This window comes from Streptomyces sp. NPDC093801 (genome assembly GCF_040701585.1).
Lineage (GTDB): Bacteria > Actinomycetota > Actinomycetes > Streptomycetales > Streptomycetaceae > Streptomyces.
This window is the reverse complement of sequence record NZ_JBFBDP010000008.1, coordinates 252,179-266,136: the sequence shown is the minus strand read 5'-3', so window position 1 is coordinate 266,136 and position 13,958 is coordinate 252,179. Positions and strand designations below refer to the sequence as shown.

The following is a 13,958-nucleotide window of genomic DNA, read 5'->3' as shown; positions in this document are numbered from 1 at the left end:
GGTGGGGTCGGGGTCGGGTCGGGTCGCGTCGGGTCGCGCCGGGCGGATCAGCCGAGCTGGGACATGACCTGTCCGGCGATCAGCTCCAGGTGGTCCAGGTCGCCGAGGTCGAGGACCTGGAGGTAGGCGCGGGAGGCGCCGATGGCCTCGTAGGTGCCGAGCTTCTCGACGACCTCGGCCGGGGAGCCCGCCAGGCCGTTGGCCTTGAGCTCGTCGACCTCGCGGCCGATGGCGGCAGCGCGCCGGGCGACCTCGGCGTCGTCCTTGCCCACGCACACCACCAGGGCGTTCGAGTACACGATCTCCTCCGCCTTGCGCCCGGCCTCGGTGGCGGCCTCCCGGACCCGGGCGAACTGCCGGCGGCTGTCCTCGACCGAGGCGAACGGCATGTTGAACTCGTCCGCGTACCGGGCGGCGAGGCGGGGGGTGCGGCGCGCCCCGTGCCCTCCGACGAGGACGGGGACCTTGGCCTGGGCCGGCTTGGGCAGGGCCGGGGAGTTCTCCAGCCGGTAGTGGGTGCCGTGGAAGTCGAAGGTCGCGCCGGGCTCGGTGGCCCACAGGCCGGTGACGATGGCCAGCTGCTCCTCCAGCCGGGCCATCCGCTCCGCCGGGAAGGGGATCCCGTAGGCCTTGTGCTCCTCCTCGAACCAGCCCGCGCCCAGCCCGAGTTCGACCCGGCCGCCGGACATCCGGTCGACCTGCGCCACCTGGATCGCGAGGACGCCGGGCAGCCGGAAGGTGCCGGCGGTCATCAGCGTGCCCAGCCGGATCCGCCGGGTCTCGCGGGCCAGGCCGGCGAGGGTGATCCAGGCGTCGGTGGGACCGGGCAGGCCGTCGACCGACCCCATCCGCACGTAGTGGTCGGAGCGGAAGAAGGCGTCGAAGCCGAGTTCCTCGGTGGCCTTGGCGACGGTCAGGAGGGTGTCGTAGTCGGCGCCCTGCTGGGGCTCGGTGAAGATGCGGAGGTCCATGACTCCATCCTGCCCTTCCCGCTCCTCTGCCGGGTGAATCTGCGTCAACCGGGCGGGACGCGCCCCCGCGCGTCAGTGACCAGCACGGATGGAGATCGTTGGCCCGGACGGAGCCGGACCGCCCGGCCCGCGCGCCGGCGGGCTCCCGCCGGTACGACCGCCGCCCCCTTCCGCACCGGAGGGGCCAGGGCCGAGGAGGCCGCCATGTCCCACGAGTCCGCGCCCGAGCACCCCGGACAGACCGGACAGGCAGCACACGACCACGTGCACGGGGAGCCGGCGGTGCCCGCCCCGGGCGGCGCGCCGAAGAGCCTGCTCCAGCAGATGGAGGAGCTGATGGCGGCGCTCAACGCCGACCTGTCCCGGCTCGACGCCGACCTCCAGCACTCCGCGGACCGCACCTCCCCCGCCGCGGCGGGCGGCCCGGGCCGGCACGCGTACGAGGGCGGGCGCGGCTCCGACCGGTCCTTCTGACCCCGCGGGGGTCCCGTCGCCCGCGGGGGTCCCGTCGCCCGCGGCGGGACCCCTCCGCACGACGCACCGGACCCGCGACCCGGCCGTCCGCCGCTCGGCCGGCCTCAGATCACGCCCGAGGCCGACCCCCGCTCCCGGACCGCCATCCTGCGCAGCAGGGCCCTCACCCGGTCGCTCGACTCGTCCGCCGCGTCGATCGACTCTATGCACTGCCAGTACAGGCCCTCGTCGTCCGTCGCGCAGGCCACTCCGACGAGCGCTATCCCGACCTCGCCGAGCAGCGCCTGCAGTCCGAGCAGCGCCTGCCGCACGTCCGCCACCGCCGTCAGCTGCGCCGCGCGCGGCGGCTGTTCGGGCGCGACGCCCTCACCGCCGGCCAGGGCCGTCCGGTCGACGGCCCCGCAGCCCCTTCCCCCCGCTTCCCCCAGTCCCCGCGCCTCCGCCCTCAGCTCCGGCGGCCCGGTGACCGCCAGCCAGCTCCCCAGCCCCTGGGCGAGCGCCTGGGCCTGCCAGGCCTCGCCCACGATGTCCCACGCAGCCGCGCTCCGTGCCAGCGCGTGCCGGCCGGCCGCGATGAGCCGTACCGCATCCATATGCCGTCCCCCGTCCGCACGACATCCTGTCCATCTCCACTACCCAGAGTGAAGGCAACGAGCCAGTAAAGCCAGGGGTATTCGGAAATCTGTGGACAGAATCAAGGTTGTGGACGACACCATCACTCCGAAGAGTGACAATCTGGTGTCGATGTCCCGGTCGCCGGGAAACGCCGCTCGTTCCTCTCGATCTTCGCGGCGAGCGCATCCAGCACATCCACCCCGAGAACCTCACAGAACTGCAGCAGATACGCCAGCACGTCGGCCACCTCGTCGGTCACCCGGTGTGCGCTCTCCGGCTTTTCCATGATCGCCGCTGACTGTTCCGGTGTCAGCCACTGGAAGATCTCGACCAGTTCGGCGGCCTCCACGCTCAGCGCGACGGCCAGGTTCTTGGGCGTGTGGTACGGGGCCCAGTCCCGGGCGGCCGCGAACTCGGCCAGCCGTCGCTGGAGTCGGTACAGCCGCTCGTCGCGCGGCGGCCGGGGCCCGTCGTCCATGGGTGCAGCACTCATGGGGACAGGTCTACCACCGAGACGCCGGGGATCCCGCGGGCGGTTCCCGCCGCGTCCTCGCCGACCGCCCCCACCAGCCGGACGTGGCCGCGCGCCCCGGAGAGCAGGGCCAGGCGCAGCAGCTCGCCGCACTGGCGCCGGTCCAGGCCGCGGTCGAGGCCGTCGGCGAGCACGGTCAGCGCCTGCCGGGCCGAGAGGAGCTCGGCGGCCGGGTCCACGGCCAGCACCCCGGGACCGGTGAGCAGGACGAGGGCCAGGGCCAGGAAGCGGAGTTCACCGTCGCCGAGCCGGGCGAACTCCGTGGCCGGGCGCCCGGAGCCGCGCTCCAGCACGGCCGCCACCAGCCCGCCGGCGTCCCCGCCGCGGGAGGCGGCCGCGCCCGGGCCGTCACCGCGCACCCCGAGCGCGGCCACCGGTCCCGCGCACCCGGTCTGCGCCGCCCGGGTCAACAGGGCGTGCCGGGTGCCGCATTCGTGGCGGGTCCGGCGCAGGACGTCGGCCAGGTTCCCGCAGTCGCTCCGCAACCGCCCCTCCCCGGGCGGTACGGGCGCCCGCATCCGGCCGGGCCGGGGGTCGCAGGGGAACACCGACCGCAGCGCCACCACCACCTGCTCGGCGGCGGCCAGCACCCGCCGCTGCCCGGCCGTGGCGCCGGCGACGCGCAGGGGCAGCAGGGCGGTGCCGAGCCGGTCGTCGGGCAGTGGGGCGCGGGTCATCCCGGCGGAGCCGCCGGTCAGCCAGGCGGCCTGGACGGAGCGGCGGCGCGGGTCGCGCAGGGCGGTGCCGAGGAGCACGTCCCCGTCCTGGGAGAGCCGCTCCCCGGCGATCCGCAGCGAGGGCACGACCTGTACGGCGAGGTCGAGGCGGACGGGACCGGCCGGACCGTCGACGGTGCACCCGATCCGGAAGCCGCGCCGGCCGTCGGCGTCGGGCCGTACCGCCTCCGGCACCCGGGCCGCCGCATCCGGGAAGACCTCCTCCAGCACGGCCCCGGAGGCGAGCCGGGACAGGGCCCCGTAGGCGTCCAGCGCCTGGGACTTGCCGCTGCCGCTGGGCCCGGCGAACAGGGTCAGCGGCCCGAGCGGGAACACCGCCGCCCGGTGCGGCCCGAAGGCGGACAGCCGCAACTCGGTGACGGCGGGCCGGTGGTGCTCCCCGGGCAGCGCCCCGTGAGCCGCGCCCCGGCCGGCCGCGGCGGATGAAGCGACGGGGGCTCCCGGCCCGGCCGCGCGCAGTGTGGCGTCCATGGCCGGACGGTACGGTCCGCGGGGCCCCTTCCGGGCCCGGCGAACCGTTCCACCGCCGCGACCTTCCTACGATCGGGGGACGGCCGCGGCCGCGATCCCCTCGACCTCGGTGCCGACGGGCGCCAGCAGGAAGACGTTCCGGTCGACCCGGTGCATCCCGCTGCCCAGTCCGAAGACGACCCCGCTGCTGAAGTCGAGGATCCGCTTGGCCACTTCGCTGTCCGCGCCCGTGAGGTCCAGGAGCACCGGGATCTGCGCGATCAGGTACTCCGCCACCTCCCGCGCGTCGGCGAAGATCTGGACCCGGATCACCACGAAGCGCCGCTGTTCCGCCGCGGACGACCCGGGGGCCTTGGGGATCGTGCGGTGGTCCACCCGGGAGGGCCATTCGTTGCGACTGCGCAGCGGCACCACCTGCGCGAGTCCCTCCCACTGCTCGTCGGTGACGTCGTACCTGCTCACCGGGCCGCCTCGGCCGTGCGCTTCATGTGCATCCCCCCATCCTCTCGCGTTTCACCCGTTCGGCCCAACACCGACACGAAGCACGTAGGGTCGCCGCCATGACCACTGGCGACGAGGTCCGCACGTTACGCGACATCGCGGGTGACGGCCCCGTCCGGCGCGCCGCGCCCGGGACCGCCGCGGCGCCGCCCCCGCGCCCCCGGCAGCGCGAGGACGCGATCCGCAACCACGTCCAAATCCTCGCGGCGGCCGAGCAGTTGTTCACGGAGCGCGACCCCCGCAGTGTGACGATGGACCAGATAGCCAAGGCCGCCGGGGTGGGGCGGGCCACCCTCTACCGACGCTTCCCCGATCCGCCGGCCGTCGCCGCGGCCCTCCTCGACGAGCACGAGCGCATCCTCCAGGGCCGCCTGGCCTTCGGCCCGCCCCCGCTGGGTCCCGGCGCTCCCCCGGCGCAGCGCCTGGCGGCCTTCTACGCCGCCGCCCTGGACCACCTGGAGCGGCACCTCCCGCTGACCCTGGGCATCCGGCCGGGCCCGGCCCGGTTCTCCGCGGGCGCCTACCGGCACTGGCGCGCGCACGTCCGGTCCCTGCTGGTGGAGGCCGGCGCCCCCGATCCCGACGTCAGCGTGGACGCGCTGCTGAGCCCGCTCGCCCCGGAGGTCTACCAGTTCCAGCGGCACACCCTCGGCTTCGCGCCCGAACGGATCGCCGAGACCCTCGGGCGGCTGGCCCGCGGGGTACTCCCCGAACCACGAATGAGTTAGGTTAGGCATACCTAACCTTCTGGACGACCTTCCGGACGAGGGAGAGATCCGCATGCGCCTGCCCGGTGCCCCCGCCGCCACGCCCGCCGCCGCCCGGCCCACCGACGCCGAGCGGGTCCGCTCCGTCCTGGCCGCCGCCCACTCCATGACGGTGGTCGTCGACGGGGTGCGCCACGAGGTCCGCCACCTCGACGACGGCGATCCCCTCGGCCGCCTCCATCTGCACCCGGCGGAACCCGCCGCCGGACACCCCGCCCCCCTCCTCGGCGACGCGCGTCCCTCCATCCGCCTGGAGTTCACCGACGTCGCCCCGACCCCCGTGCGCGACCGGGTCCGCGCCCGCGTCACCCTGCTGGGCCGCCTGCTGACCCCGTACACCGGCGAGGACGCCGGCCCCGACGCCACCACCTGCGTGGCCTACGGCCACGCGGTCCTCCAGACCGCGGAGGGGACCTCGTACCTCGGCCTGGAGGAGCTGGACGGCGCCCGCCCCGACCCGCTCGCCCCCTACGAGGCGGGCATGCTCACCCACCTCCTCGACGAGCACCCCGAACTGGTCACCCTGCTGCTGCGGCTGGTGAGGCCGCGCCCCACCGCCGCCGTGGTCCGCGCGCTGCCGCTCGCCCTGGACCGGTACGGGATCGCCCTGCGCCTGGAGGAGCGCACCGGTCACCAGGACGTCCGGCTGGCCTTCCCCTCCCCGCTGGACGACGTCGAGCAGTCGGGCGTGCAGATCCAGGCCCTGCTCAGCGCGGCCCGGCGGCGCTCGCACCCCAACACCCTGCCCGCCTGAGGACCGGCGGAGGACCGCACGAGGACCGCTCGAATCCGGGAACCGGGCGGAACACCCCCGGCCGCCGGGTTCGTTGCCCCGTACATGAAGGCCATCACCTACCGCAGCTACGGAACTCCCACCTCCCTGGAACTCGTTGAGGTACCCGAGCCCAAGGTCGGTCCCGGCGAGGTGCTGATCCGCGTCAGAGCCGCCGGGGTCAACCCGGTCGACTGGAAGCTCGCCGCCGGCTTCCTCGGGCACGTCCTGGAGGTCCGGCACCCGGTGATCCCCGGGTGGGACGTGGCCGGCGTGGTCGAGGCCGTCGGTCCCGACACCGACGACTACGCCGTGGGCGACGAGGTCTACGGGTACGTCCGCAAGGAATGGGTCCAGCTGGGCACGTACGCGGAGCTGGTCTCGGCCCCCGTGCGCACCCTCGCCCGCAAGCCCGCGACGCTCACCTTCGAGGAGGCCGCGGGCCTCCCCCTGGCCGGGCTCACCTCCTACCAGGCCGTCACCCGCGCCGGGGTCACCGCCGGCCAGACCGTCGTCATCCACTCCGCCGCCGGCGGGGTCGGCTCGCTCGGCGTGCAGGTCGCGGTCTCCCTCGGCGCCCGGGTCATCGGCACGGCCAGCGCCCGCAACCACGACTACCTGCGCTCGCTGGGCGCCGAACCGGTGCTGTACGGGGACGGTGTGGCCGAGCGGATCGCCGCCCTGGCGCCGGGGGGCGTCGACGCCGGGCTCGACTTCTACGGCGAGGGCGGCGTCGAGCTGCTCCGGTCCGTGGTCCGCCCGGGCGGCCCGGTGATCTCCGTCGCCGACAACGACGCGGGTGACAAGGGCGCGAAGCACATCTGGGCGCGCTCCTCGACCGCCGACCTCACCGCCCTCGCGGAGCTCGCCGACACCGGCAGGCTCGCCGTCAAGGTGGGCCACGTCCTCCCGCTCGCCGAGGCCGGCCGGGCCTGGGAGCTGAGCGCGACCGGGCAGGCCCGCGGCAAGATCGTCCTCACCGTGTGAACGCCCCGGGGGCGGGTGGAGTTCCCCGCACGGAACTCCACCCGCCCCCGGGGGACGTGCGAACGGGATCGGTCAGGCGCTCGGCCGGGCGTGCCGGCCCGCGGGACGCGGCAGGCCGTAGTGGTCGCGCAGGGTGGTGCCGGTGTACTCGGTGCGGAAGAGGCCGCGGCGCTGGAGCACCGGCACGACGTGGTCGACGAAGTCGGTCAGGCCGGTGGGCAGGACGGGCGCCATGATGTTGAAGCCGTCGGCGGCCCCCCGGGTGAACCACTCCTCCAGTTGGTCGGCGATCTGCTCCGGGGTGCCGGCGTGGACGCGGTGGCCGCGGCCCGCGCCGAGGCGGGCGATCAGCTCGCGCAGCGTGAGACCGTCGCGGCGGGCGAGCTCGGCGACGAGCGTGAAACGGCTCTTGTTGCCGTTGATGTCCCGCTCCTCGGGCAGTTCGGGGAGGGGGCCGTCGAGCGGCAGGCCGGTCAGGTCGGTGCCGAGCATCCCCGAGAGCTGGGCGAGCCCGTACTCGGGGATCTGGAGCTCGGTGAGCTCCTGCTCCAGGGCCTTCGCCTCGGCCTCGGTGGAGCCGATGACGGGGGCGATGCCGGGCAGCACGAGGAGGTCCTCCTCTGCGCGGCCGTACTTGGCGAGCCGGGACTTGAGGTCCTTGTAGAAGGTCTGGCCGTCGGCGAGGGTCTGCTGGGCGGTGAAGACGGCCTCCGCGTACTGCGCGGCGAACTCCTTGCCGTCCTCGGAGGAGCCCGCCTGGACGAGCAGCGGATGGCCCTGCGGCGAGCGGGGCACGTTGAGCGGGCCCGCGACGGAGAAGTGCTCGCCCCGGTGGGCGGCGGGGTGGAGCCGGTCGGTGTCGGCGTAGATACCGCGCTCCTTGTCGAGGACGACCGCGTCGTCCTCCCAGCTGTCCCAGAGCTTGGTGGCCACGTCGAGGAACTCGCGGGCCCGCTCGTAGCGCAGGCCGTGCTCCGGGTGCTCGTCGCGGTTGAAGTTGCGGGCCTCTTCGACGGTGCCGGAGGTGACGATGTTCCAGCCGGCCCGGCCGCCGCTGATGTGGTCGAGGGAGGCGAACTTGCGGGCGGTGTGGAAGGGCTCGTTGAAGGTGGTGGAGACGGTCGCGATGAGCCCGACGTGCGTGGTGACGGCCGCGATCGCGGACAGCAGGGTCAGCGGCTCGAACCCGCCGAGGGCGTTGTGGCGGGCCTTGCCCCACAGGGCGAGGCCGTCGGCGAAGAAGACGGAGTCCAGGCGTCCGCGTTCGGCGGTGCGGGCCAGCTCCTGGAAGTAGGTGACGTCGGTGACGCGCTCGGGGCTGGCGGCGGGGTGGCGCCAGGCGGCGTCGTGGTGGCCGGCGTTCATCAGGAAGGCGTTGAGGTGGAGCGTGCGGGGTGCGGGCATGTCGGTTCCCTCGGGGTGTGGCGGGGGCGGGTCAGGCGGGGACGCGCCAGAGGCTGAGGCGGCGTTCCACCGCGACCAGGAGCTGGTTGAAGGCCACCCCGATGGCGGAGATCGTGACGATCCCCGCGTACATCTGGGGGATGGCGAAGTTGAACTGCGAGGCGTTGATCAGGTAGCCCAGGCCCGCCTTGGCGCCGATCATCTCGGCGGCCACGAGGACCAGGATCGAGACCGCGCCCGCCAGCCGGATCCCGGTGAAGACGGCCGGGACGGAGGCCGGCAGGATCACCTTCTGGAAGAGCCTGGGGGTGGACAGGTCCATCGAGCGGGCCAGCCGGACCAGGGTGGGGTCGGCGTTCCCGACGGCGCTGATGGTGTTGAGCAGGATCGGCCAGACGCAGGCGTAGACGACGATCGACACCTTCGAGGTCTCCCCGATGCCGAGGAGCAGGACGAAGACGGGCAGCAGCGCGAGGGCCGCCGTGTTGCGGAACAGCTCCAGCAGCGGGCCGAGGAAGGCCGCGACGGGCCGGTACCAGCCGATCAGCAGGCCGAGCGGGACGGCGACGAGCACGGCGAGGGCGAAGCCGCCGAAGGAGCGGGTGAGGCTGGCCCGGGTGTGCTCGGCGAGCTGTCCGTCCGCGAGCAGCCCCCACCAGGCCCGGGCCACCTCGCTGAACGGCGGCAGGAAGGTGGCGTCGACCAGCCCGAACCGGGGCGCGGCCTCCCACAGCGCCAGCAGCGCGAGCACCGCCGCCGACCGCAGCAGCCCGGCCCGCAGCCGGCGCAGCACGGCCGCCGCCACGGCCCGGCCCCGGCCGCCGGCGGCCGCGGCCTTCACGGGCCGGCCGGCCGCGGCGCCGGCCCCTTCCGGCCGCCCGGCGGCCCCCGCGGGGGACGCTCCCCCGGGGTCCGGCGCGGGGGACGCTCCCCGGGCGGCGGTCCCGGTGCCGCGGGCGCCGGGGACGCGCGGAGCCGGGGCGGACGGTGCTCCGACGGACGGAGCAGAGACAGACGGAGCAGGGACGGACGCAGCCCGGACGGACGCAGCATCGGCGGACGCGGCAGCGGCGGCGGACGGCTCCTTCACGGCGCCCGGCGGGGCGGAGACGGGTGGGGATACGGCGACGGATGCGGGGGTCTCGGTGCTCATACGGCGGCCTCTTCCTTCTCCAGTTGCCGGGCACGGGCCACCTCGTCGTGGAGCAGCGTCCAGATCTCGTGGCGGTGGCGGGAGAACTCCGGGCTCGAGCGCAGGTCCTCGCCCGTCGCCCCGGTGGACCGGTCCCCGAAGGAGACCGGGACGACCTCCTTGACCCGGCCCGGGCGGGAGGTGATCACGGCCACCTTCTGCCCCAGGTACACGGCCTCCTCGATGCCGTGCGTGATGAAGACGACCGTCTTGCCGGTGGTCTGCCAGATGCGCCGCAGCTCGTCCTGGAGGGACTCGCGGGTCTGCGCGTCGAGGGCGGCGAAGGGTTCGTCCATGAGCAGCACGTCCGGGTCGTAGGCCAGCGAGCGGGCGATCGCGACCCGCTGGCGCATCCCGCCGGAGAGCTCGTGCGGGTGCCGGTCCTCGAAGCCGGCGAGTCCCACCAGTTCCAGGAACTCCCGGGCCCTGGCCGCCCGTCGTCTGCGGGGGACGCCGGTCGCCTCCAGGCCGAACTCGACGTTGCCGAGTGCGGTGCGCCAGGGCAGGAGGGCGTACTGCTGGAAGACGATGCCCCGGTCCGGGCCGGGACCGGTGACGGGCCGGCCGTCCAGGAGGATCCGTCCGGAGGTGGGGCGGGTGAGCCCGCCGAGGAGGTCCAGGAGGGTGGACTTGCCGCAGCCGCTCGGGCCGACGACGACGAGGAACTCCCCCGTGCCGATCTCCAGGTCGATGCCGTCGAGGGCGGTGAACTCCTCCCTGCTCCTTCCCTTCACCGGGAAGGTCTTCACCACCGACTGGAACTCGATCTTCGCCATGGCCGGTCAGCCCTTCCCGTACCCGTTGAACTCGTTCGTGTAGAGGTCGGACGGCTTGAGCTGCCCGGCCTTGATCTCGCCGCGCTCGGCGAGCCAGTCCAGCCAGAGGGCGAACTCCTTGTCCTCGATGCGGCCGCCCGTCTCGGCGACCCCGTAGGAGCGCCAGTACTTCAGCGTCGCGGTGTCCTCGTTGCGGCCGCGCTTCCTGATGACCGACTCCATCCGGGCGACGACCTCCTCGCGCGGGGTCGTGCGCGACCACTCGATGGCCTTGGCGACGCCGGTGGTGAAGGTGCGGACGGTGTCCGGGTTCTCCTTGATGAAGCGCTGGGTCATCACGTAGGACCCGGCGCTGAACCTGCCGAGCAGGTCGAAGTCGCTGAACAGCGGGCGTATGCCGCCGGCGGCGACGGCCTTGTCGCGCAGGACCCCGCCCAGCACGCCCACGTCGATCTGTCTCTGGCGCAGCGTCTGCTCGGTGTTGACGGGCGGCACGACCAGGGCCTCCACCTCGGCCGACTCGGCCTTGGCGATGCCGTTGCGGCCCAGGTAGATGTCGAGGACCGCCTGGGAGTGCGCACCCAGGGTGTTCATGCCGACCTTCTTGCCGAGCAGGTGGCGGGCGGAGCGGATCGGGCTGTCCGCCAGGACGTAGTAGCCGCTGTAGGCGTCCTGGTCGACTCCGTAGTACGAGATGACCGCCTTGATCGGGACCTTGCCGGCGGCGAGTTTGACGATCGCCCCGTTGAAGGCGCCGCCGAAGTGGATCTGGCCGGTGGCGGCGGACTGGATGTCCTGCGGGCCGCTGATGGTGTTGCCGACCCACTCCAGGGTGAGGCCGCCGAGGAAGCCGAGGTCGGCGGCCAGTTCGGGCAGGGTGACCGCGCCGACGCTGCCCTGGTACTTGAGCGTGGTGACCTGGCCGCCGCCCGGACGGGCGGACCCGCCGGTGGCGGTGGCGGTGCCGCAGCTCACCGCGGCCGCCGAGATGCCGAGCAGGGTGAGGAACTGGCGCCGGGAGCGGGTGGTCGGGCTGACGGGTGCTGCGGGCATGACGGGTCCTTGTCGGTGCGGGTTACGGGGTGGCGGCGAGGGTGGCCGTCGCGGAGCGCACGGCGTCGGCGAACTCGTCGACGGCCTGGTAGAGGTCCAGCTCCGCCTCGGGGCGCAGCCGGTCCGGCCCCGCGCCGCGCTCGACGGAGGAGTCCAGGACGAACCGGCCGGCGGTGACGTGCCGGGCACCGAGGGCGGCGAGGACCGGGCGCAGGGCGTAGTCGATGGTCAGGACGTGGGCCAGGCTCCCGCCGGCGGCCAGGGGCAGGATCGTTTTTCCGGCCAGCCCGTCCTGCGGGAGCAGGTCCAGGAAGGCCTTGAGCAGCCCGGTGTACGAGGCCTTGTAGACCGGGGTCGCGATCACCAGGCCGTCGGCCGCGGCGACGGCCTCCAGCGCGCGGCGGATCTCCGGCTCGCCGCGGCGGGCCGACAGGAGGTCCGCGGCGGGGAGCAGGCGTACGTCGAGGTGGGAGGTCTCGAAGCCGGCGTGGTCGAGGCGGCGCAGCACGTGCTCGGCGACGACGACGGTGCGGGAGTGGGCGGAGGGGCTGCCGGTGAGGGCGAGCAGCTTGGGCACGGGGGCTCCTCGGGTGTCCGGGTCAGGCGGAGGCGGAGGCGGAGGCGGAGGTCGAGGCTCCGGAGGCGATGCCGAACGCGGGGTCCGGGACGGTCTCGGGGCTGATCAGGCGGGAGGGCACCCCGTCGGGGCCCACGGGGACGTCGCCGTCGACGGTGACGCGGCGCAGGGTGCGCTCGTGGTCGTCGGAGTCGTCGACGCCGTAGTGCTGGGTGGCCCGGTTGTCCCAGATCGCGACGTCACCGGCACGCCACTGCCAGCGGACGGTGTTCTCGGGGCTCTCGACGTGCGCCTGGAAGAGGTCGACGAGGGCGCGCGAGTCCCGTCCGGTCAGCCCGGCGATGCGCTGGACGAAGTTGCCGAGCAGCAGGGTGCGTTCGCCGGTCTCGGGGTGGACGCGGACCACGGGGTGCTCGGTGAGGAAGGTGGTCGAGGTGAACACCTCGCGGTACTGGACGAGGGCCTCGGGGAGCGCGTCCGGCTTGAGGGCGGCGTAGTCGTACTCGTTCGAGTGGACGGCGCGCAGGCCGTCGGCGAGGGCGCGGAGCGGAGCGGGCAGGTGGGCGTAGGCGGTGGCGGTGTTGGCCCAGAGGGTGTTGCCGCCGTACGGGGGCACGGTGACGGCGCGGAGGACGGAGAAGGCGGGGTAGGCGGGGACGAAGGTGACGTCGGTGTGCCACTGGTTGGCGCGGGCGCCGTGGTGGGAGTCGATGCCGAGGGCGTAGCGGCCGTCGGCGGACGGGACGGTGGGGTGGGCGACGGGCGTCCCGAGGAGCCGGGCGAAGGCCTCGTGGCCGGCCTCGTCGAGGTGCTCCTGGCCGCGGAAGAAGACGACCTTGTGGGTGAGGAGGGCGGCGCGGATCTCGGCGACCGTGGCGGCGTCGAGCTCGCCGCCGAGGCGGACACCGCCGATCTCGGCGCCGATGCGGCCGCCGAGGCGGGTGATGACGGTGGTGGAGGCGACGGTGGTCATGGGGGACTCCTCTGACGGGTGGGTGTGCGGGGCGGCCGTGCGCGGTCGGGCGCACCGGCCCGCCGGGACGGGCCGGACGGCCCGGCGGCGCGGGAGGCCATGCCGGACGGCGGCCGCCGGGGCGACGGGTCCGTCCGGGTGCGGTGGGACGTTCGTGCGTGGTACGCCCACCGGATTCGGCGGGCCGTTCAGGCGCGGTCGGCCCGCCGGGTGCGGTGGGACGTAAGGGTGGCGGCCGGCCCGCCGGGTGCCCGTGGGACGTACGGGTGCAGTCGGCCCGCCGGGTCCGGTGGGACATACGGGTACGGTCGGCCCGCCGGGTCCGGTGGGACATACGGGTACGGTCGGCCCGCCGGGTGCGGTGGGCCGTTCGGGTGTGGTGGGACGTACGAGTGGCGACTGGCCCGCCGGGTGCCCGTGGGACGTACGGGTACGGTCGGCCCGCCGGGTCCGGTGGGACATACGGGTGCGGTCGGCCCGCCGGGTGCCGTGGGACGTACGGGTGGCGGCGGGGCTGCGGAGCCGTCGGGTTTCGGACAGCGGCGGGCTACGGAGTGCCGGCCCCGCGGGCCGGGATCCGGCCGGGCGGGGCGGACGCCGCCGCGGCGGCGGGTCCGGGGGTCAGGCCCCGAGGGGGGCCGGACAGCGGCCCGGACACGCGCCCGGCGCGGTACAGGGGCCGGGGGTGTGGAGCCGCGGGGCGAGGTGCTCGTTCGCGGTCATGGCTCGGAGCCTGTCAGCGCCGCCGACCGGGGTCAACCCCCGGCCGACCCCCTCACTACAACTGCCCACACCCACGCTGACCTGCGGTTTCCTCATTCCGAACGGCCGAAAACCCATGGCTGGATTTCACGGCCCCGCAACGCGTCCGCCACGCGTCCGTCTCGCCGGCCCCCGCACGCGGCGGCACCGGGCCCCGTCCGCCGCCCCGCGGGTGCGCGTACGGCCGCGCGGAGCGGGGTCCCCACCGCCCGCCCTCCCCGGGGCTCCGCACACCGGACGCCGGCGAGGCCGGATCCGGCCGGGCCGCGTCGCCGCGCCCGCCCTCCCGTCCGGTCAGCGCGTTGGCTGCGGTGCAGGTGGGGGCCGTGTTCCGGGTGGGCTCGGGGCTCATCTGAGAGGGGGAGATCACATCCGATGGTTCTGGTCTGGCTTC

15 protein-coding genes are annotated in these 13,958 nt (G+C 74.6%); 4 read left to right on the top strand and 11 right to left on the bottom strand.

The window, feature by feature from the left end; translation table 11 throughout:
- Positions 1-47: 47 nt before the first annotated feature.
- On the bottom strand, positions 48-971 hold the full coding sequence (locus tag AB0469_RS11720) for an LLM class F420-dependent oxidoreductase (RefSeq protein ID WP_366451158.1): 924 nt from the start codon (positions 969-971) through the stop codon (positions 48-50).
- Positions 972-1,235: 264 nt separating this feature from the next.
- Between AB0469_RS11720 and AB0469_RS11715 the strand changes: the two genes are divergently transcribed.
- Entirely contained in the window at positions 1,236-1,445 is a 210-nt protein-coding gene (locus AB0469_RS11715; protein ID WP_366451180.1) for a hypothetical protein, read from the top strand.
- Between the two features lie 104 nt (positions 1,446-1,549).
- Here the strand turns inward: AB0469_RS11715 and AB0469_RS11710 are convergent, their stop codons facing one another.
- The 4 genes from AB0469_RS11710 to AB0469_RS11695 form a co-directional block, all read right to left on the bottom strand.
- Positions 1,550-2,038: a DUF6099 family protein gene (locus AB0469_RS11710; protein ID WP_366451157.1), complete on the bottom strand. Its 489-nt coding sequence runs from the start codon at positions 2,036-2,038 to the stop codon at positions 1,550-1,552.
- Positions 2,039-2,160: 122 nt separating this feature from the next.
- On the bottom strand, positions 2,161-2,553 hold the full coding sequence (locus AB0469_RS11705; RefSeq protein ID WP_366451156.1) for a nucleotide pyrophosphohydrolase: 393 nt from the start codon (positions 2,551-2,553) through the stop codon (positions 2,161-2,163).
- Positions 2,550-3,800 (bottom strand): ATP-binding protein, encoded by a 1,251-nt coding sequence (locus tag AB0469_RS11700; protein WP_366451155.1) that lies wholly within the window; start codon positions 3,798-3,800, stop codon positions 2,550-2,552. Before AB0469_RS11700 ends, AB0469_RS11705 begins: the two co-directional genes overlap by 4 nt.
- Before the next feature lie 66 nt (positions 3,801-3,866).
- Complete coding sequence (locus tag AB0469_RS11695; RefSeq protein WP_042812951.1) at positions 3,867-4,262, bottom strand: cell division protein SepF; 396 nt, start codon at positions 4,260-4,262, stop codon at positions 3,867-3,869.
- A gap of 98 nt (positions 4,263-4,360) precedes the next feature.
- On the opposite strand from AB0469_RS11695, the gene AB0469_RS11690 reads away from it, so the two are divergent.
- From AB0469_RS11690 to AB0469_RS11680, 3 genes are all read left to right on the top strand, one after another.
- Positions 4,361-5,029 carry a helix-turn-helix domain-containing protein gene (locus tag AB0469_RS11690; protein ID WP_366451154.1) on the top strand — a complete coding sequence of 223 codons (669 nt, stop codon included), beginning with the start codon at positions 4,361-4,363 and terminating at the stop codon, positions 5,027-5,029.
- A 52-nt stretch (positions 5,030-5,081) separates the two neighbouring features.
- On the top strand, positions 5,082-5,822 hold the full coding sequence (locus tag AB0469_RS11685; RefSeq protein WP_366451153.1) for a DUF2470 domain-containing protein: 741 nt from the start codon (positions 5,082-5,084) through the stop codon (positions 5,820-5,822).
- Between the two features lie 84 nt (positions 5,823-5,906).
- The gene (locus AB0469_RS11680) at positions 5,907-6,827 is read left to right on the top strand and encodes an NADP-dependent oxidoreductase (RefSeq protein WP_366451152.1); all 921 of its coding nucleotides are present in this window, start codon (positions 5,907-5,909) and stop codon (positions 6,825-6,827) included.
- A gap of 72 nt (positions 6,828-6,899) precedes the next feature.
- Here AB0469_RS11680 and AB0469_RS11675 read toward each other — a convergent pair whose 3' ends face one another.
- From AB0469_RS11675 to AB0469_RS11650, 6 genes are all read right to left on the bottom strand, one after another.
- Positions 6,900-8,231, bottom strand: coding sequence for an LLM class flavin-dependent oxidoreductase (locus AB0469_RS11675; protein WP_366451151.1), 1,332 nt, complete (start codon positions 8,229-8,231; stop codon positions 6,900-6,902).
- 31 nt (positions 8,232-8,262) lie between these two features.
- Positions 8,263-9,036 (bottom strand): ABC transporter permease, encoded by a 774-nt coding sequence (locus AB0469_RS11670; RefSeq protein WP_366451179.1) that lies wholly within the window; start codon positions 9,034-9,036, stop codon positions 8,263-8,265.
- 344 nt (positions 9,037-9,380) lie between these two features.
- Complete coding sequence (locus AB0469_RS11665) at positions 9,381-10,199, bottom strand: ABC transporter ATP-binding protein (protein WP_366451150.1); 819 nt, start codon at positions 10,197-10,199, stop codon at positions 9,381-9,383.
- A 6-nt stretch (positions 10,200-10,205) separates the two neighbouring features.
- Positions 10,206-11,252 (bottom strand): ABC transporter substrate-binding protein, encoded by a 1,047-nt coding sequence (locus AB0469_RS11660; protein WP_366451149.1) that lies wholly within the window; start codon positions 11,250-11,252, stop codon positions 10,206-10,208.
- A gap of 22 nt (positions 11,253-11,274) precedes the next feature.
- Positions 11,275-11,829: an NADPH-dependent FMN reductase gene (ssuE, locus tag AB0469_RS11655; RefSeq protein ID WP_366451148.1), complete on the bottom strand. Its 555-nt coding sequence runs from the start codon at positions 11,827-11,829 to the stop codon at positions 11,275-11,277.
- Between the two features lie 22 nt (positions 11,830-11,851).
- Positions 11,852-12,802, bottom strand: coding sequence for a TauD/TfdA family dioxygenase (locus AB0469_RS11650; protein WP_366451147.1), 951 nt, complete (start codon positions 12,800-12,802; stop codon positions 11,852-11,854).
- Positions 12,803-13,958 lie beyond the last annotated feature (1,156 nt).